This is a genomic window from Kineococcus sp. AC630 (genome assembly GCF_979255925.1).
The window spans coordinates 245,784-266,819 of the sequence record NZ_CEEDMJ010000004.1 but is presented as its reverse complement, the minus strand read 5'-3'; the positions used below and the strand labels follow the sequence as shown (position 1 = coordinate 266,819).

Genomic DNA, 21,036 nt, shown 5'->3' with positions numbered 1-21,036 from the left:
ACCCCGCGCCCCGCGCCCGACCTCCCGGCCACCTCGGCCCCCGGTGCCCACGCAGCGATCCGCGTGGGCATCGTGCTCTTCGACGAGGTGGAGGTGCTGGACGCCTGCGGCCCCTTCGAGGTGTTCTGCGTCGCCAACCGCCTCGCTGCCCGCGCCGGGCGACCCGCCCCCTTCGAGGTGGCCCTCGTCGCCACCGGCGGGCGCGGCGCCGGGGCCCCGGGAGCACGGGCACGCGGGGGGCTGCGACTGGGCGCCGACCACCACCTCGACGACGCCCCCACCTGTGACGTGGTCCTGGTCCCCGGCGGCGTGGTGGACGACGTGGCCCGGGACCGGGAGCTGCTGGCGTGGCTGCAGCACAGCCGCCGCCACGCCCGCGTGATCGCCTCCGTGTGCACCGGCGCCTTCGTCCTCGCGGCCGCCGGCCTGCTCGACCACCGCCCCGTCACCACCCACTGGGAGGACGTCGACGACCTGCGCGCCCGCTGGCCCCACCTGGACGTGCGGGACGACGTGCGCTTCGTCGACCACGGCGACCTGGCCACCAGCGCCGGCATCAGCGCCGCCCTCGACCTCGCCCTGCACCTGGTGGCCCGACTCGCCGGTCACGACCTGGCCGCGGCCACCGCACGCCAGATGGACTACGCCTGGCGCCAGGACCCGGACGAGACCAGCACCTCGGCGTGAACGCACCGGGCACGGCGACGCCGGACCCGCGTTCGGCGACCGCGACGGGCCCGGATCAGGGGGTGGGGCGCTTGGCCGCCGCGACGGCGTCCTCGGCCCGCTGCAACAGCGAACGCACGCCGGTGTCGAACGGTGAGCGGCACTCCAGCGGCGTGGCGCGCACGACGGCGACGGTGACGCCGACGTCGGGGTCGTCGCTGCGTCGACCGCGGGTGGGCAGCGGAGTGGGCGGGGTCCAGCCGGTGACCGCACGGGCGAGGCGGGCGGCCTCCTCCTCGTCGAGGCCGGGGAGCACGACGGCGAACTCGTCGGCGCCGAGGCGACCGGCCGTCGCGCTCGGCGGCAGTGCGGCGCGCAGGTGCGCGGCGAAGGCGATGAGGACGGCGTCGCCGGTGGCCAGGCCGTAGGAGTCGTTGACCGCGCGGAAGCCGTCGAGGTCCGTGGCGAGCACCCAGACCGGTTCGTCGTTCTCGGCGGCGGCGGTGAGGGCCGCGGCGAGACGTTCCTGCAGCAGGCTGCGGGCGGCGACGCCGGTGAGCGAGTCGCGGTGCGTGGCCTTCGCGATCTGCGAGGCCCGGTCCCGCAGGGCTCGGGTCGCGGCGCGCAACGACTGCTCGAGCTCGCGGACCGGGGTGATGTCGCGGCTGACGAGGATCGCGCCGACGTAGGCACCGCCGGGGTCGAGGACGGCGGTCGCCGCGCTGTCGACGACGATCTCGCGGCCGGCGTGGGTCGTGATCTGCACCTCCACGCCGTACCAGGGTTCCCCCGCGACGAGCGCCGTCCGCATCGCGTCGTGGTCCGCGGACGTCCCCGTGGAGCGCACCAGGGTGCGGGCGTGACGCCCGGCCACGTCGTGGGCCGTGACCCCGTAGAGCTTCTCGGCGCCCTTGTTCAGGGACAGGACGAGACCTTCGGCGTCGACGGTGACGATCGCGTCGCTGACGTGCTCCAACAGCCCCTCCAGGAGGCGGCGGCTGACGACCCCGGCGTCGCCCGTGGAGACGCGCAGCGCGGTGTGGCGGACCTCGTCGACGCTCCAGGTGACGACGGCCCCGTGGACGAGGCGGCCGAGGGAGTCGTGCAGCTCGACGGGACCGGTGGTCGGGGGGACCTGCCCGAGGACGTCGAGCACGGGAGTGCCGAGGACCTCGGCCGCGGTGCGGCCGAAGACGTTCTCGGCGGCGGTGTTCCAGCCGACGAGGAGCCCGTCGTGGTCGAGCGACCAGGTGGGGTCCGGGAAGCGGTCGAGGAAGCGGCTCGCCACGTCCCGCTGCTCGAGCTGCACCGCGTCGCCCCCTCGTGGAGTCCGTCCGTGACCCCGAGAGGCCCTACCCCTGGAACTTCGGCGGCGGCGCGGCGCGGCGCGAGGGGCTGAACGGGTGGCTCAGGCCCCGCCGTCGGCGTGTTGGCTGGACTCGACGAGCTGCTGGACGCGGGCGACGACGTCGTCGAGGTCGGGGGTGGGGATGCCCATCGAGGAGGAGGCCCAGAGGCCGTCGCCGATGCACTGCACGAGGCGCGCGAGCACGCGGTCGCCGCCGACCTGGACCTCGATGAGCTGGCGCCAGGCCTCGTTGATCGCCGCGTAGGCCGAGACCGTGCGGGTGTCGCCCTCCTGGGCCAGCCGCATGGTGGCGATGATCACCCGGCTCAGCGGGTCCACCACCTCGTCGCCCTGCAGGCCCTCGGTGGCGGAGGTGCGCACGTAGTAGACGGCGGGTCCCTCGGGGGCGGTGCGCATCTGCTCGAGGTCCTCGGCGGCCAGCTTCCGCAGCCGCTCCAGCAGGCCGTCGACGAGGGCGTCCTTGGACCCGAAGTGGTAGAGCAGACCGCCCTTGGAGACGCCGGCCGCGGCGGCGACGGCCTCCAGCGTGGCCGAGCGGGCACCGCTGCCGACGACGATCTCGGCGAAGGCGTCGACGAGGCGGTCGCGCGTCGCGGCGGGGTCACGGGCCATTCGGAGCAGGGTAAACGACTTTGCACTGTACCGTCCGGACGGTACAGTAGAGGGACCACCGACTCGAGGAACGAGAGCATGACCCCGCCCACCCAGCACTCCGCACGCCGTCCCGCCGAGCTCCCGGTGGACCCGGGCGTGCCCGCGACGACGCGTCGGCAGTGGGCGGCGCTCGCGGTGCTGGTCCTGCCCGTGCTGCTGATCTCGATCGACATGACCGTCCTGAGCTTCGCGCTGCCGGCCATCAGCGAGGCGATGGCCCCGACCGGCACCCAGCTGCTCTGGATCGTCGACGGCTACTCGCTGGCGATCGCGGGTCTGCTCGTCACGATGGGCACGCTCGGTGACCGCTACGGCGCGCGGCGGATGCTGCTCATCGGGGGTGCCGGGTTCGGTGTCGTCTCCTTCGTCGCGGCCTTCGCGGACACCGCGACGGCCCTCATCGCCGCCCGGATCGCCCTCGGCGTCTTCGGCGCGACGCTCATGCCGTCGACGTTGTCGCTGCTGCGCAGCACCTTCACCGACCGCGAGCAGCGCCGGACGGCCTTCGCCGTCTGGGCCGGTGGGTTCGCCGCCGGTGGCGCGCTGGGTCCGATCGTCGGCGGCTGGCTGCTGGAGCACTTCTGGTGGGGTTCGGTCTTCCTGCTCAACGTGCCGTTCATGGTCGCGCTGCTGGTGCTCGTGCCGCTGCTCGTCCGCGAGCGCCCCACGGCCGCCGCGCACGGCCGCATCGACGTGCTGAGCGTGGTCGTCTCGATCCTGGCACTGACCGCGCTGGTCTACGGGATCAAGACCCTCGCCGAGCACGGCGTCCAGACGACCCCGGTCGCGACGATCGCCGTGGGCGTCGGGTTGGGCGTCGTGTTCGTGCGCCGGCAGCTGACGCTGGCCGACCCCCTGCTGGACGTCGACCTGTTCCGGTTGCCGGTCTTCCGCAGCTCCGTGCTGGCCAACCTCATGAGCATCTGCGGGATGACGGGGATGCTGTTCGCGGTCTCGCAGTACCTGCAGCTGGTCCTGGGGCTGCGCCCGCTGACCGCCGGGTTGCTGCTGCTGCCGGGTGCCGTGGTGACCTTCGGGTCGGGGCTGCTCGCGGCGCGGTTGGCCCGCCGCCTGCGCCTCGACCTGCTCATCGCGACCGGTCTGCTGCTGGGGATGCTCGGCTACGTGATCATGGCGTTCCTGGGGTCGGGCTCCGGTTCGGGTGCGGCGCTGCAGCTCGCCGTAGCGTTCGTGGTGCTCTGCGCGGGGGCGGGTCTGGCCGAGACGCTGACCAACGACGCGATCCTCTCCGCGGCGCCCGCGGAACGGTCCGGTGCGGCGTCGGCGATCTCGGAGACGGCCTACGAGGTCGGCGCGGTGCTCGGGACGACGGTGCTGGGCAGTGTGCTGAACGCGTTCTACCGCAGCCGGATCGAGGTCCCTGCGAGCGCCTCCGCGGAGCAGGTGTCCGCCGCGCGGGAGACCCTCGGCGGGGCGGTCGAGGTGTCGGCGGCCCTGCCCGACGGATCGGTGCTGCTGGACTCGGCGCGGGCGGCGTTCGCCCACGGTCTGGACGCGACGGCGGTGGCCGGGGCCCTGCTCACCGCGGGTGCCGCGTTGGTCGTGTGGCGTTCGCTGCGGCCGCGCGCGCAGGCCGAGGTGCCGGTCACCACGCGCTGAACCGACCTGGCCCGACCTGGCCCGGAGCTCTCGGGATGTCGACGGCGCGACCCCGTCCTACCGTCGACCCATGCCGAAGACGACGCGATCGGGCAAGCCCGTCGAGAGCGAGTTGCCGAGCACGCTGCAGCGCTCGGACCAGAAGGCCAAGGACACGTTCGCCAAGACCCACGACTCCGCCGAGGAGCAGTACCACGACAGCGGCCGGGCCAACCGGGTCGCGTGGGGTGCGGTCAAGCACACCCACGAGAAGGTCGGGGACCACTGGCAGCCCAAGGAGGACGGCCGGAAGGGCCCGTCGGACCCGCAGTCCGAGGGGAACGTCGACACCCACCGACGCTCCTCGGGCGGGGTCGACGAGCACGCGACGAAGGAGCACCTGCTGGGGATCGCCCGCGAGCTCGACGTCCGCGGCCGGTCGTCGATGACGAAGGCCGAACTGGTCGAGGCGATCCGGAAGGCCAACGACGCGGCGACGGCGAAGGCGCGGGACTGACCTCAGCCGTGCAGGGCGTCGAGGCCGAGGGCCGCTGCGCCGAGCACCGGGTCGGCGGACGCGACGACCGTGCGGGCGAGGGGGTAGTCGGTGCGGACCCGGTGTCCGACGTCGTCGGCGAACGCGGGCTGCCCCCGGAAGATGCCCCCGCCCAGCACGAGGCGCACCTCTTCCGCGGCGGTGACGCCCAACCGGGGCAGGGCCGCCAGCGCGTAGGCCGCTGCCTCCTCGGCGAGGCGGGTGACGAGCGTCGCGGCCACCGCGTCCGCAGGGGCGACGGTGAACACCGCGGGGGCCAGCTCACCCAGACGCGCGATCGGCACGGTCCCGAAGTGGACGGCCTCGATGACCTCCAGCACGCGGGTCGCGCCGAAGTGCGCGAGGACGACGTCGTGCAGCGCGGTCCGCGGCCCACGCCCGTCGGCGTGGCGGGCGGCGGCGCCCAGCGCTGCGGTGCCAAGTTGCTGGCCGCCTCCCCAGTCCCCCGAGAGGGTCCCGAGGGACGGGAACCGCACGCTGCGGCCGCGGTGCACGGCGACGGCGTTGATCCCCCCACCGCAGACGACCGCCACCCCGTCACCGCCGGAACCGCTGCGCAGCACCGCGAACGCGTCGTTGTCCACGGTCGTCGCGGCGGCCCAGCCCCGTGCTGTCAGCGCGGCGGTCATCTCCGCCCGTTCCCGGGGCAGGTCGACGCCGGCGAGGTAGGCGGCCGTCCGCAGCACGTGGGAGTGACCGGGGTGCAGGCCGGCGGCGGCGAGGGCCCGGACGACGAGGGCCTCGATGCCGTCGACCGCGGCGTTCAGTCCGACCGCGTGCGCGGACAGCCCAGCGCCCCGGGCCCGGGCCCGCACCCGACCGTCGGTGTCCACGACGGCGACGTCGGTCTTGCTGTTCCCCCCGTCGACCGCCAGGACGACGCCACCGCTCCGGCTCACCTGGTCCACGCGAGGAAGGGGGCGTTGGCGGCCAGCAGCCGGTCGGTCAGCTGCTCGGCGAGGTGGTGCTGACCCACCAGCGGGTGGGCCAGCAGGGCGCGCAGGACCCGGTCCCGTCCGCCGCGCACCGCGGCCTCGACGGCCAGTTCCTCGTAGGCCGAGGTGTGGGCGATGAGGCCGGCGAGCAACGGGTCCACGGAGCCGACCGGCAGCGGTACCGGGCCGTCGGTGGTGACGGTGCAGGCGGTCTCGATCACGGCCTCGTCGGCGAGGAACGGCAGGGTGCCCCGGTTGCGGACGTTGACGACCTGCCGACCGAGCCGCGGGTCGTGCGGGGCGCCGAGGAGGGCGGCCACCAGCTGCAGGGCGGCGAGGGAGTAGTGCCGCCCGCCGCGACGGGACAACTGCTCCGGTTTCGTCGTCACCGTCGGGTCGCGGTAGATCTCGAGGAGCTCGGATTCGACCGCGCTCACGACGTCGGCCCGCGGCGGCTCCTGCTGCTGCTCGGCGACCACCACGTCGTGGGCGTGGAAGTAGCGCAGGTAGTACGACGGCAGCGCCCGCTGCAGCCGGAGGTGCTCGGGGGTCTCGCGGAACACCTCGGACAACTGCTCCACGTGGTCGTCCAGCAGCCCGGGCAACCGGTCGACGCCCGCGACGCTCACGGCCGTCTCCCAGCTGAGGTGGTTGAGACCGACGTGGCGCAGTTCCACGTCGTCGGGGTCCACGCCCAGGACGCCGGCCACGTTCCGCTGGGCGTTGACGGCGACGTTGCACAGGCCGACGGCCCGGTGCCCGGCGTCCAGCAGGCTGCGGGTGACGATGCCGACCGGGTTGGTGAAGTCGACGATCCAGGCGTCGGGACCGGCGACGGCGCGGACCCGCTCGGCGATCTCGAGGACCACGGGCACGGTCCGCAGTGCTTTCGCGAGCCCGCCCGCCCCCGTCGTCTCCTGGCCGAGGCACCCGCACTCCAGCGGGAACGTCTCGTCGCTGCGCCGTGTCCGCTGCCCGCCGACGCGCAACTGGACGAGGACCGCCTGCGCGCCCTCGGCGCCCTCCTCCAGCGAGGTGGTCGTCCGGATGCGGGTGTCGGCGCCGCTCGCCCGGGCCATCCGCCGGGCGAAGCTGCCGACGACGTCGAGCCGTTCGGGATCGGTGTCGACGAGGACGAGTTCTTCGACCTGCAGGCCGGTGCCGGCCCGGGTGGCCGGGTTCACCAGACCGTCGACGAGTTCCGGTGTGTAGGTCGACCCACCACCGACGACAGAGAGCTTCATCCCTTGGCTCCAGACAACTTGATTCCCTCGATGAACGACTTCTGGGCGGCGAAGAACAGCAGGACGACCGGGACCATGACGAGGACGGTGGCCGCCATGGTGAGGTTCCACTGCACCTGGTGGGTGCCGCGGAACGAGGCGAGACCGAGCGACAGGGTCCAGTTCGCCGGGTTCTCCCCGGTGTAGAGCAGCGGACCGAAGTAGTCGTTCCAGGTCCGCAGGAAGGTGAACAACCCCGCGGCGGCGATCCCCGGCCGCGCCATCGGCACGACGATGCGCAACAGGACCCCGACCTCGGACGCTCCGTCCAGCCGGGCCGCATCGAGGTAGGACTGCGGGATCCCCACGAGGAACTGGCGCAGCAGGAAGATGCTGAACGCGTCCCCGAACAGGTTCGGCAGGATCAGCGGCCACAACGTGCCGGTCAGACCCAGCTTCGCCCACATCACGTACATCGGGACGGCGATGACCTGCGGCGGCAGGAGCATGGCCACCACGACGAGGTGGAAGCTCCAGATGCGCCCCTTCCAGCGGAGTTTCGCCAGGGCGTAGGCGACGGGGACGCTGGAGACCAGCATGGCGGCCGTGGCCAGGACGGAGTACGTCACGCTGTGCCAGAGGTAGGACAGCATCGGCGCCCGGCGGAACACCTCGACGAAGTTCCCCGGGTGCCAGCTGCGGGGCCAGAGGTCCCCCGTCAGGGCCTGCTGGTCGCTCGTGAACGCCGTGAGGAGCACGAACACCAGCGGTGCGGTGAAGCCGATCGCCATGGCGATCGCAGCGGCGTGCAGACCGCACCAGCTCAGCACCTCGGCGCGGCTGACGCGACGGCGCGGAACACGCACGGGAGTCGGACGCTGTGCCTGTACCTGGGTCCCGAGTGTCGTCACGTCAGTCCTCCTCGCCCACGCCGGCGGCGCGCAGCCGGCGCACCAGGAACACGGTGAACACCGCCGAGACCGCGAACAGGACCATCGCCATCGCCGATGCGTAACCCATGGTGTAGGTGTGGAAACCCTTCTCGTAGAGCCACATCGGGTAGGTCAACGTGGAGTTGTCCGGGTACCCGATCGAGGTCGAGCTCCCCACCGCGTCCGAGGAACCCGAGGCCACCGCCCCGGCGACCACGGCCTCGGTGAAGTACTGCAGTCCCGTGATGACGGAGTTCACGACGGCGAACACCATGACAGGCGAGATCGAAGGCAGAGTGATGTGCCACAACCGCGCGAACGGGCCGGCTCCGTCCAGCGCGGCCGCCTCGTAGTACTCCACGGGAACGTCGAGCAATCCCGCCAGGAGGACGACGACGACCTCCCCGGAGGACCACAGGGCGAGGACGGTCAACGCAGGTTTGGCCCAGCTCGGGTCGCTGAACCACGCCGGGCCGTGCACGCCGAACGCGTCCAGGAACTGGTTCACCGGCCCAGTCCCGGGGTTGAACAGGAACACGAAGGCCAACGCCGCCGCCACCGGTGGGGCGAGGGCCGGCAGGTAGAACAGGGTCCGGTAGATCCCCGCACCGCGGCGGATGCGGGACAGGACCAACGCCGCCAGCAGCCCGTACCCGACCCTCGCCACCGTCACGGCGAGGACGAGGTAGGCGGTGTTGCGGGCCGCGACCCGGACGAGCGGGTCCTTGGTGAAGAGGAAGACGTAGTTGCTGACCCCCGCCCAGACCGGATCGTCGATGAGGTCGAACCGGGTGAGGCTGTACCAGGCCGTCGCGACGAGCGGGTAGACGAAGAACACACCGAACCCGACGACCCACGGCGACATGAACCCGAACGCGACGAGACCGCGACGCAACCGGGGTCGCTCGTGCAGTGCGGGTCGTACGGGCAACCCGATCGAGGTCGTCACTGCTGCAGCGAGAGGTCGTCGGTGATCTGCTGGTCGACGCCCGCGAGCCCGGCCTTCAGATCGGTGACGCCCCCGGTCTGCCACTTCTCCGCGAAGTCGGTCGCGGTCTTGAGGAACGCCCCGCCGTTCGGCGTCGTCGGCAACGAGCTCGAGTTCGGGTTCTGGAACGCGTCGAGGAACGGCGTGAACTCCGGTCCGGCCTGCAGGTCGGGGGATTTCAGTGCGTCGGTGGTGGTCGGGATGTTCTTCAGTCCGTTCGCCAGGTCGACCAGCGGCCCGGACTCGGTGGCGAGGTACTTGACGAGTTCCCAGGCCGCACCGGCGTTCTTCGCCCCCTTGGGGATGCCGATGATGTTCCCGCCGATGTCGCTCGAACCGTAGGTGTCCAGGCGATCGTCGGCCACCGGCAGCGGAGCGGTGGCGAACTTCAGGTCAGGGGCCTGGCGCTGGACGAACCCGGAGCGGAACTCGCCGTCGAACATCATCGCGATCTGACCCGTTTGGAAGGCGTTGTCGGCCGAGTACTTCTGACCCGCGGACGCCGTGAACGCCGTGATGGCGTCCTGGCCGTAGAACTGCGTCATCTGCTGCTGCCAGGTGAAGAGGCCCGTCCAGCCCGGGCTCGAGGCCAGGCTGGAAGCGCCCCGCTCGTCCTGCCACTGCGCACCGAACTGCGGGGCCCAGACGTCGAGGCGGTTGTTGTAGAACCCGATGGTGGGTACGAAACCCACCACCTTCAGCGAGCCGTCCGGATTGCGCTGGGTGAGCTTCTGGGCATCCGCCGCGAGCTCGGACATGGTGCGGGGTGGAGACGTGATCCCGGCCGCGGCGAACAGGTCCTGGTTGTAGTAGAGACCGTAGTCGTCGGCCAGCAACGGCATGGCGCACCGGACACCGTCGTGCTCAGTGTAGTCCTGGACAGCCTGCGGGAACATGCCCAGGTTCACGTCGTCGCGTTCGAGGTAGGACGAGAGGTCGGTGAAGGCACCGCTGGAGCAGTACTGACCGAGCGCGTTGGCGTTCCCCGAGATCGCCACGTCGGGCGCGGTCCCACCCCGGACGGCCTGGGAGATCTTGTCGTCGTCCTGGTTCCCCTCGCTCTTCACGGTGATGTTGGGATGGGCCTGGTGGAACCCGTCCAGGACCTGGTTCAGGGCGTCGAGTTCCGCGTCGGTGAAACCGCTCCACACGGTGATGGTGACGTTCTCGTCGGTGGCGGGGGCTGAGGACGGGCCGGACCCGGAACCGGACCCCACGCCGGAACAACCGGCGAGGGCCAGCACGGCGACAGCCGAGACGGCGAGCTGGGAGAGCGGGCGACGGCGCACGGGAACCTCCGGTGGCGAGGGGGAAGAGGGCAGGAACGAGCGCAGGGCCGACTCCACAGGGGTGTGGCGGGCTGCTCTGCTGGTACGTGGTGCCTGACTGCGGGCGTGCCTCTCGACCCAGGAGGGGCCGAGGTTCAGGAGCCGGGGACGGGTCGGGTAGACCCTCCGGCGAAGTGGCACTCCCGCGCCGGGACGAGTGCGGCCTGGACGGCACCGATCCGCACCGAGTCGGCCTCCGGCCGGGCCGTGACGAGCACGACGTCCGGGGCGACGAGGTCGGACAACGCCGCCGCGACGTGGGACCGGAGAACGGGGCCTCCGGTGGAGCAGATCGATCCCCCGAGCACGACGAGTTCGGGGTCGAGCAGGCTGACGACGGCGACGAGTGCCGACGTGAGCCGCCGGGCCAGGTCGGCGATGAACTCCTCGTCCCCGGCGACCCCCCGCTTCACGGCGTCCACGGCGTCCGTGGCGTGCATCCCGTGGGCGGCGGCGAGAGCGAGGACCGCCCCCTCGGTCACGAGGTCCCCGAACCGGTGACCACCGGGCAACGTGCCGCGGCGGGCGAGGTCGGGGACGAGGGTGAAGCCGATCTCGCCTGCGCCCAGGGTGGCGCCCCGGACGAGTTCGCCGTTGACGACCACGGACGAGCCGACGCTGACGTCGGAGACCCAGAGCAGCACGATGTCGCGCGCGCCGCGGGCGCTCCCGTGCGCGAGTTCGTCGAGGGCGACGAGGTTGACGTCGTTCTCGATCGTGAACGGCACCGGCAGGACCGCCCGCACCGCGGTGAGGAGGTCCCAGCCGACCCAGTCCGGCAGGTCACCGGCGTAGCGCAGGTGCCCGGTCGCGGGATCGACCGATCCGGGCGTTCCCACGACGACGTGCGCGAGGTCGGTCAGGGCGATGCCCGCCGTCCGGCAGGCGGCCTCGAGGGCGGCCACCAGAGCGGTCGCGGGGTCGCCGTCGGCCGCGGGCTGGTGCTGGAGAGCGCGGGTGCTACCGCGCAGGTCCACGACCTCGACGTCGATCCCGCGGCGGGTGACGTCGACGCCGGCCGCGAACCCTGCGTCGGCGCGCAGGCCCCAGAGCTGGGCGCGCGGTCCAGGACCGACCTGCCGGTGTCCCAGCCGCTCGACGAGACCGGCTGCCTCGAGACGGGTCAGCAACTGCGTCGTGGCGGGTTTGGAGAGACCGACGAGTTCTTCGAGCTGGGACCGCGACACCATCGGGTGGTCGAGGAGGACGTCCAGCGCCGCTCGGTCGTTGAGCACCCTCAGCGCGCTCGGGCTGCCGGTCACGTCCACCTCCGCTCGAATCGACTGGGAACTTACCTATCGATTCCGGGAAGTTAACCGCCCCGTGCGCAGGCCGTCAAGGGTCCGGTGCGTCGAGGTCAGGCGCGGCCCAGCAACGGGGCCGCGCACCGGCGGTGGGCGGCCTCGACCTCGTCGAGCTGCGCCTGGGCGCGGTCGGCCAGCCCGCGGACGGGGTGGGTCCAGTCGGCCTGCTCACCCGCGACGAGCTCACCGAGCAGGCGGGCGGCGACGGCGCGCCGGTGCAGGCTGCCGAGCACGTCCTCCAGGGCGAGCAGACCTTCGACGACCGACTCGCGGGTCGGGTGGGTGGGGATGACGCTCGCCACCCGGTCGACCGCGGGGACGCGCTGCAGCAGCGGGCTGAGGCGGCCCGCGTAGGCGGAGAGCCAGCTGAAGCCGACGACGGCCCAGTCGGTCGAGGCGCCGAGGCGCCGCATGGCGGTGCGCAGGGCGGCGCGGTCGGCGGCCACGTCACGGCGGACCCGGAGCAGGGTCGTGCGCTCGGCGATGAGCGCGTCGGAGGCGGCAGCGCGACGCAGCTGCTCGGCGACGCCGGTCACGGCGGCGAGCTGCTCGTTGAGGTAGGCGCGCAGCGCCGGATCGGCGGCCCCCTGGGCCGATCGGCGACCTGACAGCAGGGCGACGGAGGGGATCTGCAGCACAGGAGGACGCTAACCCCCATGGAGTTCCTGCGCGCCCTCCCGGTGTTGCCCGTCCACGACCTCGACGCCGAGCTCGCCTTCTACGAGGCCCTGATGTTCCACGTGCAACACCGCGAGGACGACTTCGCCGCCCTGCAGCGCGATGCGGTGCTGTTCGGTCTGCGGTCGGTCGAGGTGGCGGTCCCGCCGCCGGGCCTGTCCTGGCAGCTGGAGGTGGACGACGTCACGGCCGTGCTGGCGCTGGCCCTGGAGGCGGGACTGGTCGTGGCCGAGGAACCGCAGCGACGCGGCGGCGAGTGGACGCTGCGGCTGCAGACCCCCGCCGGGTACGAGCTCGTCCTGGAGGGGCCGGCCGGCTCCCCGCTCGAACCGGACGTCCGTGCCCTGGCGCTGGCCCTCCCGGAGGTCGTCGAGCTGGTCGACTCCACGGGGCGGACGGAGTTCCGCCGCGCCGGCGGGGCGTGGCTGGTGCGGTTGTCGGCGGGCGTCGCCGAGGTCCACGTGCAGGGGGTGACGCGCGTGGAGCTGGCGACGGCGAGCGCCGACCACGTCGAGGAACTGCTCCGCTCGGCGTGGGAGGAGAACGGTCCCCCGCCCGCCGAGGTGGGACGTCTGAGGACAGAGTGACGTGTGTGACTCTGCGTGGTCGCGCTCGCCGGTGACCTGCGACGTTCGGGTCGAGTGGGCCCTCGATGTGACGTAGCGTGCTGATTCGGTTACACATTCGCACACAGCTGGGGGATCGCATGGACGGCGCGCAGGGCGGCATGCTCATGACCGAAGGACCGGCGGTGGACACCACGGTCACGCTCATGCCCACGACGACGACGTCCGGTACCGCGGCCGTCTGGCACACCGGCACCGTGCGCTCCTGGACGGCGGGAGCCGCCGGCCTCGTCATCACCAGCCACGTCAGCGCGACCCCCGACACCGTCGAAGCCCTCGACGGCCAGCGCGTCTGGGTCAGCACCGACGCCGGCGACTCCGGCTCCGTCACCCCCCACGCCGTCTTCCAGGCCGTCGCCCAGGCCCACCGCGACGACGAACTCGCCCTCACCGGCGTCATGCTGCTCGCCTCCGAGACCCGACGAGGCGCCGTCCGCGCCCCCGCCTCCGTCCCCGCGCACCTGACGATGGCCGAAGGCGTCGCCGACGTCCGCACCATCGACTACTCCCGCACCGGCATGCGCATCGAAGGCGCGATGGACATGCCCGCCCACACCGACGTCGACGTCTCGCTGGAACTCGGCGACGGGTTCGAGGTGCACGCCCGCGGCGAGGTGCTGCGCGTGGACGAGGAGTCCGGCGAGGCCGTGGTGCGCTTCGTCGAGCTCGAGGAGGGCGCGGCGCAGGCGCTGGAACGCAGCGTGCTGAGCGAGCTGGCCAAGCAGTCGCGCAGCTGAGTCACCCCGCAGCGCCCGTCGGTCCCCCGGACCGGCGGGCGCTTCCGCGTCCCCGGGCGCTGACCCTGACAACCTTTCCCCCTGCTGCGGCGTCGGGGCAGTGTGATCAGGGACGAACAGGGCGGTGGACGTGCACCACGAACGTGACGACGCCTTCACCGCGTGGGCCCGGGGTGCCGTTCCGCAGCTGGAACGCATCGCCCGGCTGCTCGCCGGGGACGCGCACGCCGGTCAGGACCTCGTGCAGGACGTCCTGGAACGGATGTACCCGCGGTGGGGCCGCATCGACGACCCGGACGCCTACGCCCGGCGGTCCCTCACGCACGCCGTCACCTCCCGGTGGCGCTACCGCGCGCGTCGTCCCGAAGCGGCGTGGGACACCGACCGCGACGTGGCCGACGCCCGATCGGGGACAGCGACCGTGGAGCACCGGCTCGACCTGCTGGCCGCGCTGGCGCAGCTGCCCGCCCGCCAACGGGCCGTGGTCGTCCTGCGCTACCTCGAGGACCGCACCGAACACGACGTCGCCGACCTCCTCGACGTCAGCGTGGGCACGGTCAAGAGCCAGACCGCGCGGGCCCTGACCCGGCTCCGGTCGGCCGGACTGCTGGAGCCCGCCACCTTCAACCCCGGGAGCACGCGATGAACCAGGACCTGCTGGACCCCGACGCGTTCCGGGCCTCGCTCCGCGCCGCCGCCGGGCCCTCGTCGCCGCCCGACGACCTCATCGACCGGGCGCGCACCGGGGCGCAGCGCCGCAGTCGGCGCCGGCGCCGGGTCGTGCTCGCCGGTGGGGTGGCGACCGTCGTCGTGGCCGCGGGCGCGGTCCTCGCCACGTCGCTGCCCTCGCTCGACCCCGCGCCCAGCACCCGACCGACGACCCCGGCCCTGACCCCGGAGGAACGGCAGCAGCGGGCCCAGAACGCCTACGACGGCGCACTGGCCGCAGCGCTTCCGGGGTTCGGCGGCGTGGTGACCCCGACGGTCTGGGGCGGGGGGGACGGACCGACGAACGGGTGGCAGGCGAGCCTCGACGACGACATCGCGACCCCGGCGACCACCCTGGACCTCGACGTGACCTCCGCCGGCGACGTCCCGGCCGGGACGTTCCCCACCTGCGGGAGCACCGACCACGACCGCGGCCTCAGCATCGACTCCTGCACCTCGCGGTTGCTCACCGACGGCACCCGCGTCGACAGCGGGGTCCTCACCATCTCCTTCGGCCTCCAGGAGGAAGGGCAGGACTTCCACGAAGCCAGCACGACCACTCCGTTCGCCACGGCCACCACCCCCGACGGCGTCAGGGTCACCGCTCTCAGCGGTGTCGACCTGGGCTCCGTCACGCTCGGGACCACGCTGCCCGCGGACTCGCCCGTGACGGTGGAGTCGTTGCGGGCGTTGGTCTCCGACCCGCGGTTGCTGCACCTGCAGGACTGAGGGCCGGGCATCCTGGTGCCGTGAGCGACGTCGCCCCAGCGCCCCCCGACCGTCCGGCGGTCGTCCGGCAAGGCCTCTCCGTCGCCCTCGCGACCGGGCTCTACGGCGTCAGCTTCGGGGCCCTCAGCGTCACCAGCGGACTGAGCGTCCTGCAGACCTGCCTGCTCTCGCTGCTGCTGTTCAGCGGCGGGTCGCAGTTCGCGCTCGTCGGGGTGCTCGGGGGTGGCGGGAGCGTCGGGGCGGCGGTCGCGGCGTCGTCGCTGCTGGGGCTGCGCAACGCGCTGTACGGGTTGCAGCTCAACCCGACGCTGCGACCGCGCGGCTGGCAGCGGTTCGTCGTGCCCCAGCTGACGATCGACGAGTCCACGGCCGTCGCCGTCGCCCAGACAGCACCGGCGTTGCGGCGGGTCGGTTTCTGGGTGACGGGGCTCGGCGTCTACGTCGGGTGGAACGTCATGACCCTCGTCGGTGCGCTGGCCGGCAACGCCCTCGGCGACCCGAAGCGCTTCGGCCTGGACGCGGCTGCGTCGGCGGCGTTCGCCGGGCTGCTCTGGCCGCGGCTGCGCGCGCGGGAACCCGTCGCGATCGCCGTCGTGGGCGCCGTGCTCACCACCGCCCTCGTCCCCGTCGTCCCGCCGGGGCTGCCGGTGATCGCCGCGGCGCTCGCGGGCTCCGTGCTCGCGTGGTGCTGGCGCGGGAAGGCTGCCGCGTGAGCGTCTGGGTGGCCGTGCTCGCGGCCGCGGCGATCGCGTTCGCCGCCAAGTTCGCGGGCTACGTCGTGCCGCCGGCGGTCCTCGAGGAACCCCGCGTGCGTCGGGTCACGGGGGTGCTGCCCGCCGCGTTGCTGGCCTCGCTCGTCGTGCTGCAGACGTTCACGACCGGACCGCACCTCGTCCTCGACGCCCGGGCCGCGGGACTCGCCGTCGCGGTGGTCGCCCTGGTCTGCCGGGCGCCGTTCATCGTCGTCGTGGTGCTCGCCGCCGTGACCGCGGCGGGGTTGCGCGCCCTCGGGTGGGGCTGATCCGGGTGCGGCCTGGGATGGTCGGGGGGTGAACGACAGCGAAGCCATCGAGCTCTACTACGACGACTTCGCCCCGCACTACGTGCCGGGCTGGCGGTCGCTGGAGCACTACGGCCCCCTCGTCGCGGACTTCCTGCTGCGTGAGGTGACCCCGGAGTGCCGCGTCCTCGACGTCGGCTGCGGGCCGGGGCAGCTGACCCGCGACCTCGCCCCCGACGTCCACGTCACGGGCACCGACCTCTCCCCCGGCATGCTCGCGGAGGCGAACCTCGGCCGGCCCGACGGTCGCTACGAGCAGCACGACTTCCACGACCCCCTGCCCGGTTCCTGGGGACGCTTCGACGTCGTCGTCGCCGTGGGGTGCCTGGAGTTCTGCCGCGACCTGCCCGCGACGCTGGGCAACCTCGCCGACGCGTGCGCGCCGGGGGCGCGGGTGCTGGTCGGGATCGTCGAGGACCGCACCACGCCGGGCAGTTCGCGGCGCGCGTTCTCCGAGGACGGGCTGCCCGGGATCGACATGCACGCCTACGACGCCACCGCGCAGCTCGCGGCGATCACCGCAGCGGGGTTGTCGCCGTGGTCGTACCGGTTCGTGCCGGCCTGGCGACACGACGAGTATTCCTACGTCGTGCGCTACGGGTTGTGGGAGCTGCGCGCGGACGGCGACGGAGCGCCCAGGGTGTCGTAGTCGACGAGCCGTCCCTTGCCGGCCCGCTTGGCCGCGTACATCGCGGCGTCGGCGCGACCCAGGAACTCCTTGGCGTCGAGGGTGGGTGCCTGCCCCGGTAGGTGCGCCAGCCCGACGCTGACCCCGACGGTGATCGCCGTGCCGGCGATCTCGTGCCGGCCGGCCAGCACCGCCTCGGCCCGCTTCGACACCTCGCCCACGCTGAGCCCGCTCTCGACCAGCAGGGCGAACTCGTCACCGCCCAACCGGGCCAGGGTGTTGCCCGGCTGGATGATCGGCTGCCAGTGCTGCGCCAGCGCCACCAGCACCTCGTCACCCGCGGCGTGGCCGAGGGTGTCGTTGACGCTCTTGAAGTCGTCGAGGTCGAAGAGCAGGACGGTCAGGGCCCGACCGGTGCTGCGGTGCAGGTCCAGGGCGTGCCCGAGGCGGTCGGCGAACACCGCCCGCGTCGCCAACCCGGTCAGGTGGTCGCGGGTGGCGAGGCGACGCAGTTCGGCCTCGCGCGCGAAGGCCCGTTCGCGCAGCTTCTCGGCGACCAGGATCTGACCGAGCAGGGCCGCCAGCAGGTCCAGCAACGGCTGCAGTCCCCGCACGGTGGCCGGGTCGAGCTCCTGCGGGTGGAAGCCGCAGACGGTTCCGAAGACCTCGACGTCGGTGCGGATCGCCGCTCCCACGTAGGCGCGGACACCCCACTCCCGGACCGCGGGCCGGTCCGCGTAGGCGGGCACGAGGAGGGTCGCTCCGGTGGAACCGGCCTCTCCCTGCGTCATCGCCTCGCACAGCGACCCCCGCCAGGGGACCCGGTCACCGTTGACCGAACCGTGGAGGTGGTCGCGGACCTCGAGGAGGACCTGTTCCTCCCCGTCGCGGCGGGTGACCGCCCACATCCCCAGCGGGAGGTGCTCCTCGAGGTGCTCCAGCACCCGGGACGCGGCCTCGGCGAAGGAGAGCAGGGTCGAGGAGGCGTCCTCACCCACCGCGGTGCACGTCATGGGGTCTCTTCGACCGGCCGGGGCCCCTCATTGAGCCCCGGCCACCCGGGTGCTCCGCGTGAGGGTGAACTTCGGGGTCCGGGCGACCTGGCGGGTGGGACCGACGACGCGCTCGAGCTCGCCGCGGTAGGTGAGGTGGGAGTTCCAGACCGTGAGCAGCGTCCCGCCGGGCGCGAGCACGCGGGCCGCCGCCCGGAACACCTTCGAGGCGATCGCCGCGTGGACCGTCGCGCCCGCGTGGAAGGGCGGGTTCAGCAGCACCAGATCGACGCTGCCGTCGGGGATGCGCGCACCGGCGTCGTCGCGGGTGACGGTGACGGCGACCCCGTTGGCCGCGGCCGTCAGCTCCGCGCTGACGACGGCGTCCGCGGACTCGTCGGTGGCGAGGACCCGGGCCGCGGGGAACGCCCGGGCGGCCGCGGCGGCGAGGAGTCCGGTGCCGCAGCCGAGGTCGAGGACGGTGCCGGGATCCGACCGGGCCACGACGTCGAGGTGCTCCAGCAGCACCCGCGTCCCGATGTCGATGCCGGCGCCCGCGAACGCCCCGCCCACCGCGCAGGCCCAGAGCCCGACGTCGTCGTGGTGGACCCGGCGGGGCGCGGCCTCGGCGACGTCGTCGCGGGGCCCGGACGCGCGCAGCACCCGGGCCTTCTGCCGGCCGAGGCTCGCGTCCACCTCCGTGAACGCGTGCCCGAGGACGTCGTTCATCCCGCGCGTCATGTGCTTGACCCGACCACCCGCGAACACGCGGACGTCCGGGGCGGCGTGCCGGGCGATGAGCCGTGCGGTGGCGTCGAGGGCTTCGAGGCTGCGCGGCAGCTTCACCAGCACCACGCCCGCGCCGGCCACCAGCGCGGCGTCCGGCACGGGGTGGGAGCGGAACCCGTCCAGGCCGAGGGTCGCGGCGTTCGCGGCGAGCGCGAGCTCCCCCGACAGCCGGTCCTGGTGGACGCGGACCCGCTCCGGGTGGTGGCCCGCGAGCGCACCGAGGGTGATGGCCCCGTAGTCGTCGCCGATCACCGCGACGTCGGCGCCCGCGAGCGCCGGAGCGGCCTCGTCGAGCAGGAGCCGGTCCGCCGCGTCGACCGCGACGAGTTCGGGCGCCTCGATGTCGGGCCGGCGCCGGAGGACGTCGAAGACGGGCGGGATCACCGCGTCAACATAGTGGGCGGCCTGTCCCGCGCGGAAACAACACTTTCCGCCCTCAGAAGGCCCCTTCGAGGGCGGAAAGTGTTGTTTCCGCGAGACCTCAGGACCCGGTGGACTCCGGCTGCTCGGCCCACCACGCGCGCAGCTCCTGCTCCGCGACCTCCGCCCCGAGCGGGCCGCGGTCCATCCGCAGCCCCAGCAGGTGCTGGTAGGCGCGGCCGACGACGCGGGAGGGTCCGATGCCGAGCAGCGCCATGATCTGGGTGCCGTCGAGGTCGGGGCGGATCGAGTCGAGCTCCTCCTGCTCGCGCAGGCGGGCGATCCGGGTCTCGAGGTCGTCGTAGGCGTCGGAGAGGCGCTTCGCCTTGCGGGCGTTGCGGGTCGTGCAGTCGCTGCGGGTCAGCTTGTGCAACCGCGGCAGCAGCGGGCCCGCGTCGGTGACGTAGCGGCGGACGGCGGAGTCCGTCCACTCCCCGTCGCCGTAGCCGTGGAAGCGCAGGTGCAGCTCGGTGAGGCGGGCGACGTTCTTGATGGTGTCGTTGTCGAAGCGCAGGGCCTTCAACCGCTTCGCCACCAGCTTGGCGCCGACGACCTCGTGGTGGTGGAAGCTCACGCCGCCGCCCTCCTCGAACCGGCGGGTGCGGGGTTTGCCGATGTCGTGCAGCAGCGCGGACAGCCGCAGCAGCAGGTCCGGGCCCGGCACCTCGTCGTCGGGACCGGAGCCCTCCAGGGCGATCGCCTGCTCCAGCACGGTCAGGGAGTGCTCGTAGACGTCCTTGTGCCGGTGGTGCTCGTCGATCTCCAGCTGCAGCGCCGGCAGTTCCGGCAGCACCCGCTCGGCCAGGCCGGTGTCCACCAGCAGCCGCAGACCCGCCACCGGGTCGACCGCGAGCAGCATCTTCTCCAGCTCGACCCGGACGCGTTCGGCCGAGACGATGGTGATCCGCTCGGCCATCGCCGTCATCGCGGTCACGACGTCGGGCGCGACCCGCATCTTCAGCTGGGCCGCGAACCGGGCCGCCCGCATCATCCGCAGCGGGTCGTCGGAGAACGACCGCTCGGCCGTCCCGGGAGTGCGCAGGACGCCCGCCGCGAGGTCGGTGAGACCGTCGTGCGGATCGGCGAAGTCCAGCGAGGGCAACCGCATCGCCATGGCGTTGACGGTGAAGTCGCGCCGTGACAGGTCGCCGACGAGGTCGTCGCCGTAGGCGACCTCGGGTTTGCGGGAGTCGACGTCGTAGCTCTCGGAGCGGTACGTCGTCACCTCGACCACGACGTCCTTCTTGCGCGCGCCGATCGTGCCGAAGTCGCGGCCGATCTCCCAGTGCGCGTCACCCCACGCCTTCAGCAGCCGGACGGTGTCGTCGGGGCGGGCGTCGGTGGTGAAGTCGAGGTCGGCGGAGCGGCGACCCAGGAAGGCGTCGCGGACCGGCCCGCCGACGAGGGACAGCTCGAACCCGGCCCGCTCGAAGACGCGGCCGAGGTCGACCAGCAACGGCATGACCGGTTCCAGCGCGGTGATCGCGCGCGTCCTGGCCTGCTCCATCGCCTGCTCGAGGGCGGTCTTCGGATCCGTCGGGGCGCTTCGAGCGAGCGGGTCTGGCAGCACGGGGTGCAAGCCTGCCACGTCTGCGCCCGAAGCCGTGCGCGCTGCTGGCTAGAGTGAGCCGATGGTCAAGCCTGCCCGGGAGCCGCGTCGCCGGCTGCCCACCGTGCAGGAGACGTCCTCGGGTGGGCTCGTCGTCGACCTCTCGACCGGGGTCCCGCGGGCCGCGGTGATCTGCCGCCTCAACCGCGCGGGCCGCCAGGAGTGGTGCCTGCCCAAGGGTCACCTCGAAGGCGAGGAGACCCTCGAAGAGGCCGCGGTGCGCGAGATCGAGGAGGAGACCGGGATCCGCGGCGAGATCGTCGAGGACCTCGGCAGCATCGACTACTGGTTCTCCGCCGACGGCCGTCGCATCCACAAGGTCGTGCACCTGTTCCTGCTCAAGGCGACCGGCGGCACGCTGACCGTGGAGAACGACCCGGACGCCGAGGCCATCGACGTCGAGTGGATCGCGTTCAGCGACCTCGACGCGCGGCTCGCCTTCCCCAACGAGCGTCGGGCCGCCCTCGCCGCGACCGCACGGCTGGGCGAACTGGCGTGACCACCGC

Annotated in this window: 23 protein-coding genes; 11 read left to right on the top strand and 12 right to left on the bottom strand. The window is 73.0% G+C overall.

The annotated features are described in order from the left end of the window. Positions 1 to 57: 57 nt before the first annotated feature. Positions 58 to 687 (top strand): DJ-1/PfpI family protein, encoded by a 630-nt coding sequence (locus AC0I8G_RS06590; RefSeq protein ID WP_471729229.1) that lies wholly within the window; start codon positions 58 to 60, stop codon positions 685 to 687. A 55-nt stretch (positions 688 to 742) separates the two neighbouring features. Here the strand turns inward: AC0I8G_RS06590 and AC0I8G_RS06585 are convergent, their stop codons facing one another. Beyond that, positions 743 to 1,975, bottom strand: a complete 1,233-nt coding sequence (locus AC0I8G_RS06585) for a sensor domain-containing diguanylate cyclase (protein ID WP_471729219.1) — start codon at positions 1,973 to 1,975, stop codon at positions 743 to 745. A 99-nt stretch (positions 1,976 to 2,074) separates the two neighbouring features. Beyond that, entirely contained in the window at positions 2,075 to 2,647 is a 573-nt protein-coding gene (locus tag AC0I8G_RS06580; RefSeq protein ID WP_471729218.1) for a TetR/AcrR family transcriptional regulator, read from the bottom strand. A gap of 78 nt (positions 2,648 to 2,725) precedes the next feature. Here AC0I8G_RS06580 and AC0I8G_RS06575 point away from each other — a divergent pair, with 78 nt between their 5' ends. After that, positions 2,726 to 4,309, top strand: coding sequence for an MFS transporter (locus AC0I8G_RS06575; RefSeq protein WP_471729217.1), 1,584 nt, complete (start codon positions 2,726 to 2,728; stop codon positions 4,307 to 4,309). Between the two features lie 70 nt (positions 4,310 to 4,379). Beyond that, a complete protein-coding gene (locus AC0I8G_RS06570) occupies positions 4,380 to 4,805 on the top strand; it encodes a ChaB family protein (protein ID WP_471729216.1) in 426 nt (141 codons plus the stop codon). A 2-nt stretch (positions 4,806 to 4,807) separates the two neighbouring features. Here AC0I8G_RS06570 and AC0I8G_RS06565 read toward each other — a convergent pair whose 3' ends face one another. From AC0I8G_RS06565 to AC0I8G_RS06535, 7 genes are all read right to left on the bottom strand, one after another. Then, positions 4,808 to 5,752 (bottom strand): N-acetylglucosamine kinase, encoded by a 945-nt coding sequence (locus AC0I8G_RS06565; protein ID WP_471729215.1) that lies wholly within the window; start codon positions 5,750 to 5,752, stop codon positions 4,808 to 4,810. Beyond that, complete coding sequence (locus tag AC0I8G_RS06560) at positions 5,740 to 7,023, bottom strand: family 4 glycosyl hydrolase (protein WP_471729214.1); 1,284 nt, start codon at positions 7,021 to 7,023, stop codon at positions 5,740 to 5,742. The genes AC0I8G_RS06565 and AC0I8G_RS06560 overlap by 13 nt, the downstream gene beginning before the upstream one ends. Further along, a complete protein-coding gene (locus AC0I8G_RS06555) occupies positions 7,020 to 7,868 on the bottom strand; it encodes a carbohydrate ABC transporter permease (RefSeq protein ID WP_471729213.1) in 849 nt (282 codons plus the stop codon). The genes AC0I8G_RS06560 and AC0I8G_RS06555 overlap by 4 nt, the downstream gene beginning before the upstream one ends. A 46-nt stretch (positions 7,869 to 7,914) precedes the next feature. Then, positions 7,915 to 8,883: a carbohydrate ABC transporter permease gene (locus AC0I8G_RS06550; RefSeq protein WP_471729212.1), complete on the bottom strand. Its 969-nt coding sequence runs from the start codon at positions 8,881 to 8,883 to the stop codon at positions 7,915 to 7,917. Next, positions 8,880 to 10,211 (bottom strand): ABC transporter substrate-binding protein, encoded by a 1,332-nt coding sequence (locus AC0I8G_RS06545; protein ID WP_471729211.1) that lies wholly within the window; start codon positions 10,209 to 10,211, stop codon positions 8,880 to 8,882. The genes AC0I8G_RS06550 and AC0I8G_RS06545 overlap by 4 nt, the downstream gene beginning before the upstream one ends. Positions 10,212 to 10,345: 134 nt before the next feature. Next, entirely contained in the window at positions 10,346 to 11,512 is a 1,167-nt protein-coding gene (locus tag AC0I8G_RS06540; protein WP_471729210.1) for an ROK family transcriptional regulator, read from the bottom strand. A gap of 95 nt (positions 11,513 to 11,607) precedes the next feature. Then, positions 11,608 to 12,192 carry a hypothetical protein gene (locus AC0I8G_RS06535; protein ID WP_471729209.1) on the bottom strand — a complete coding sequence of 195 codons (585 nt, stop codon included), beginning with the start codon at positions 12,190 to 12,192 and terminating at the stop codon, positions 11,608 to 11,610. Between the two features lie 18 nt (positions 12,193 to 12,210). Here AC0I8G_RS06535 and AC0I8G_RS06530 point away from each other — a divergent pair, with 18 nt between their 5' ends. From AC0I8G_RS06530 to AC0I8G_RS06500, 7 genes are all read left to right on the top strand, one after another. Beyond that, positions 12,211 to 12,819, top strand: a complete 609-nt coding sequence (locus AC0I8G_RS06530) for a hypothetical protein (RefSeq protein ID WP_471729208.1) — start codon at positions 12,211 to 12,213, stop codon at positions 12,817 to 12,819. A 119-nt stretch (positions 12,820 to 12,938) separates the two neighbouring features. Then, on the top strand, positions 12,939 to 13,595 hold the full coding sequence (locus AC0I8G_RS06525; protein ID WP_471729207.1) for a PilZ domain-containing protein: 657 nt from the start codon (positions 12,939 to 12,941) through the stop codon (positions 13,593 to 13,595). 124 nt (positions 13,596 to 13,719) lie between these two features. Continuing rightward, positions 13,720 to 14,241 carry a SigE family RNA polymerase sigma factor gene (locus AC0I8G_RS06520; RefSeq protein ID WP_471729206.1) on the top strand — a complete coding sequence of 174 codons (522 nt, stop codon included), beginning with the start codon at positions 13,720 to 13,722 and terminating at the stop codon, positions 14,239 to 14,241. Continuing rightward, on the top strand, positions 14,238 to 15,032 hold the full coding sequence (locus tag AC0I8G_RS06515; protein ID WP_471729205.1) for a hypothetical protein: 795 nt from the start codon (positions 14,238 to 14,240) through the stop codon (positions 15,030 to 15,032). Before AC0I8G_RS06520 ends, AC0I8G_RS06515 begins: the two co-directional genes overlap by 4 nt. A 20-nt stretch (positions 15,033 to 15,052) precedes the next feature. Next, complete coding sequence (locus tag AC0I8G_RS06510; protein WP_471729204.1) at positions 15,053 to 15,745, top strand: AzlC family ABC transporter permease; 693 nt, start codon at positions 15,053 to 15,055, stop codon at positions 15,743 to 15,745. After that, positions 15,742 to 16,053, top strand: a complete 312-nt coding sequence (locus AC0I8G_RS06505; protein ID WP_328293657.1) for an AzlD domain-containing protein — start codon at positions 15,742 to 15,744, stop codon at positions 16,051 to 16,053. Before AC0I8G_RS06510 ends, AC0I8G_RS06505 begins: the two co-directional genes overlap by 4 nt. Positions 16,054 to 16,081: 28 nt before the next feature. Further along, positions 16,082 to 16,741, top strand: a complete 660-nt coding sequence (locus tag AC0I8G_RS06500; RefSeq protein WP_471729203.1) for a class I SAM-dependent methyltransferase — start codon at positions 16,082 to 16,084, stop codon at positions 16,739 to 16,741. Here the strand turns inward: AC0I8G_RS06500 and AC0I8G_RS06495 are convergent. The 3 genes from AC0I8G_RS06495 to AC0I8G_RS06485 form a co-directional block, all read right to left on the bottom strand. After that, the gene (locus AC0I8G_RS06495; RefSeq protein WP_471729202.1) at positions 16,687 to 17,733 is read right to left on the bottom strand and encodes a diguanylate cyclase domain-containing protein; all 1,047 of its coding nucleotides are present in this window, start codon (positions 17,731 to 17,733) and stop codon (positions 16,687 to 16,689) included. The two genes, AC0I8G_RS06500 and AC0I8G_RS06495, sit on opposite strands and share 55 nt — an antisense overlap. A 27-nt stretch (positions 17,734 to 17,760) precedes the next feature. Then, the gene (locus AC0I8G_RS06490) at positions 17,761 to 18,882 is read right to left on the bottom strand and encodes a class I SAM-dependent methyltransferase (protein WP_471729228.1); all 1,122 of its coding nucleotides are present in this window, start codon (positions 18,880 to 18,882) and stop codon (positions 17,761 to 17,763) included. A 100-nt stretch (positions 18,883 to 18,982) separates the two neighbouring features. Beyond that, a complete protein-coding gene (locus AC0I8G_RS06485) occupies positions 18,983 to 20,428 on the bottom strand; it encodes a CCA tRNA nucleotidyltransferase (protein ID WP_471729227.1) in 1,446 nt (481 codons plus the stop codon). Between the two features lie 124 nt (positions 20,429 to 20,552). On the opposite strand from AC0I8G_RS06485, the gene AC0I8G_RS06480 reads away from it, so the two are divergent. Next, complete coding sequence (locus AC0I8G_RS06480; protein ID WP_380259527.1) at positions 20,553 to 21,029, top strand: NUDIX hydrolase; 477 nt, start codon at positions 20,553 to 20,555, stop codon at positions 21,027 to 21,029. Positions 21,030 to 21,036: the final 7 nt, after the last annotated feature.

Coding starts and splice junctions, on each gene's coding strand:
- AC0I8G_RS06580 (WP_471729218.1), bottom strand. CDS start 2,647: ATGGCCCGTGACCCCGCCGCGACGCGCGACCGCCTCGTCGACGCCTTC.
- AC0I8G_RS06575 (WP_471729217.1), top strand. CDS start 2,726: ATGACCCCGCCCACCCAGCACTCCGCACGCCGTCCCGCCGAGCTCCCG.
- AC0I8G_RS06570 (WP_471729216.1), top strand. CDS start 4,380: ATGCCGAAGACGACGCGATCGGGCAAGCCCGTCGAGAGCGAGTTGCCG.
- AC0I8G_RS06560 (WP_471729214.1), bottom strand. CDS start 7,023: ATGAAGCTCTCTGTCGTCGGTGGTGGGTCGACCTACACACCGGAACTC.
- AC0I8G_RS06530 (WP_471729208.1), top strand. CDS start 12,211: ATGGAGTTCCTGCGCGCCCTCCCGGTGTTGCCCGTCCACGACCTCGAC.
- AC0I8G_RS06525 (WP_471729207.1), top strand. CDS start 12,939: ATGGACGGCGCGCAGGGCGGCATGCTCATGACCGAAGGACCGGCGGTG.
- AC0I8G_RS06515 (WP_471729205.1), top strand. CDS start 14,238: ATGAACCAGGACCTGCTGGACCCCGACGCGTTCCGGGCCTCGCTCCGC.
- AC0I8G_RS06495 (WP_471729202.1), bottom strand. CDS start 17,733: ATGACGTGCACCGCGGTGGGTGAGGACGCCTCCTCGACCCTGCTCTCC.
- AC0I8G_RS06485 (WP_471729227.1), bottom strand. CDS start 20,428: ATGGAGCAGGCCAGGACGCGCGCGATCACCGCGCTGGAACCGGTCATG.
- AC0I8G_RS06480 (WP_380259527.1), top strand. CDS start 20,553: ATGGTCAAGCCTGCCCGGGAGCCGCGTCGCCGGCTGCCCACCGTGCAG.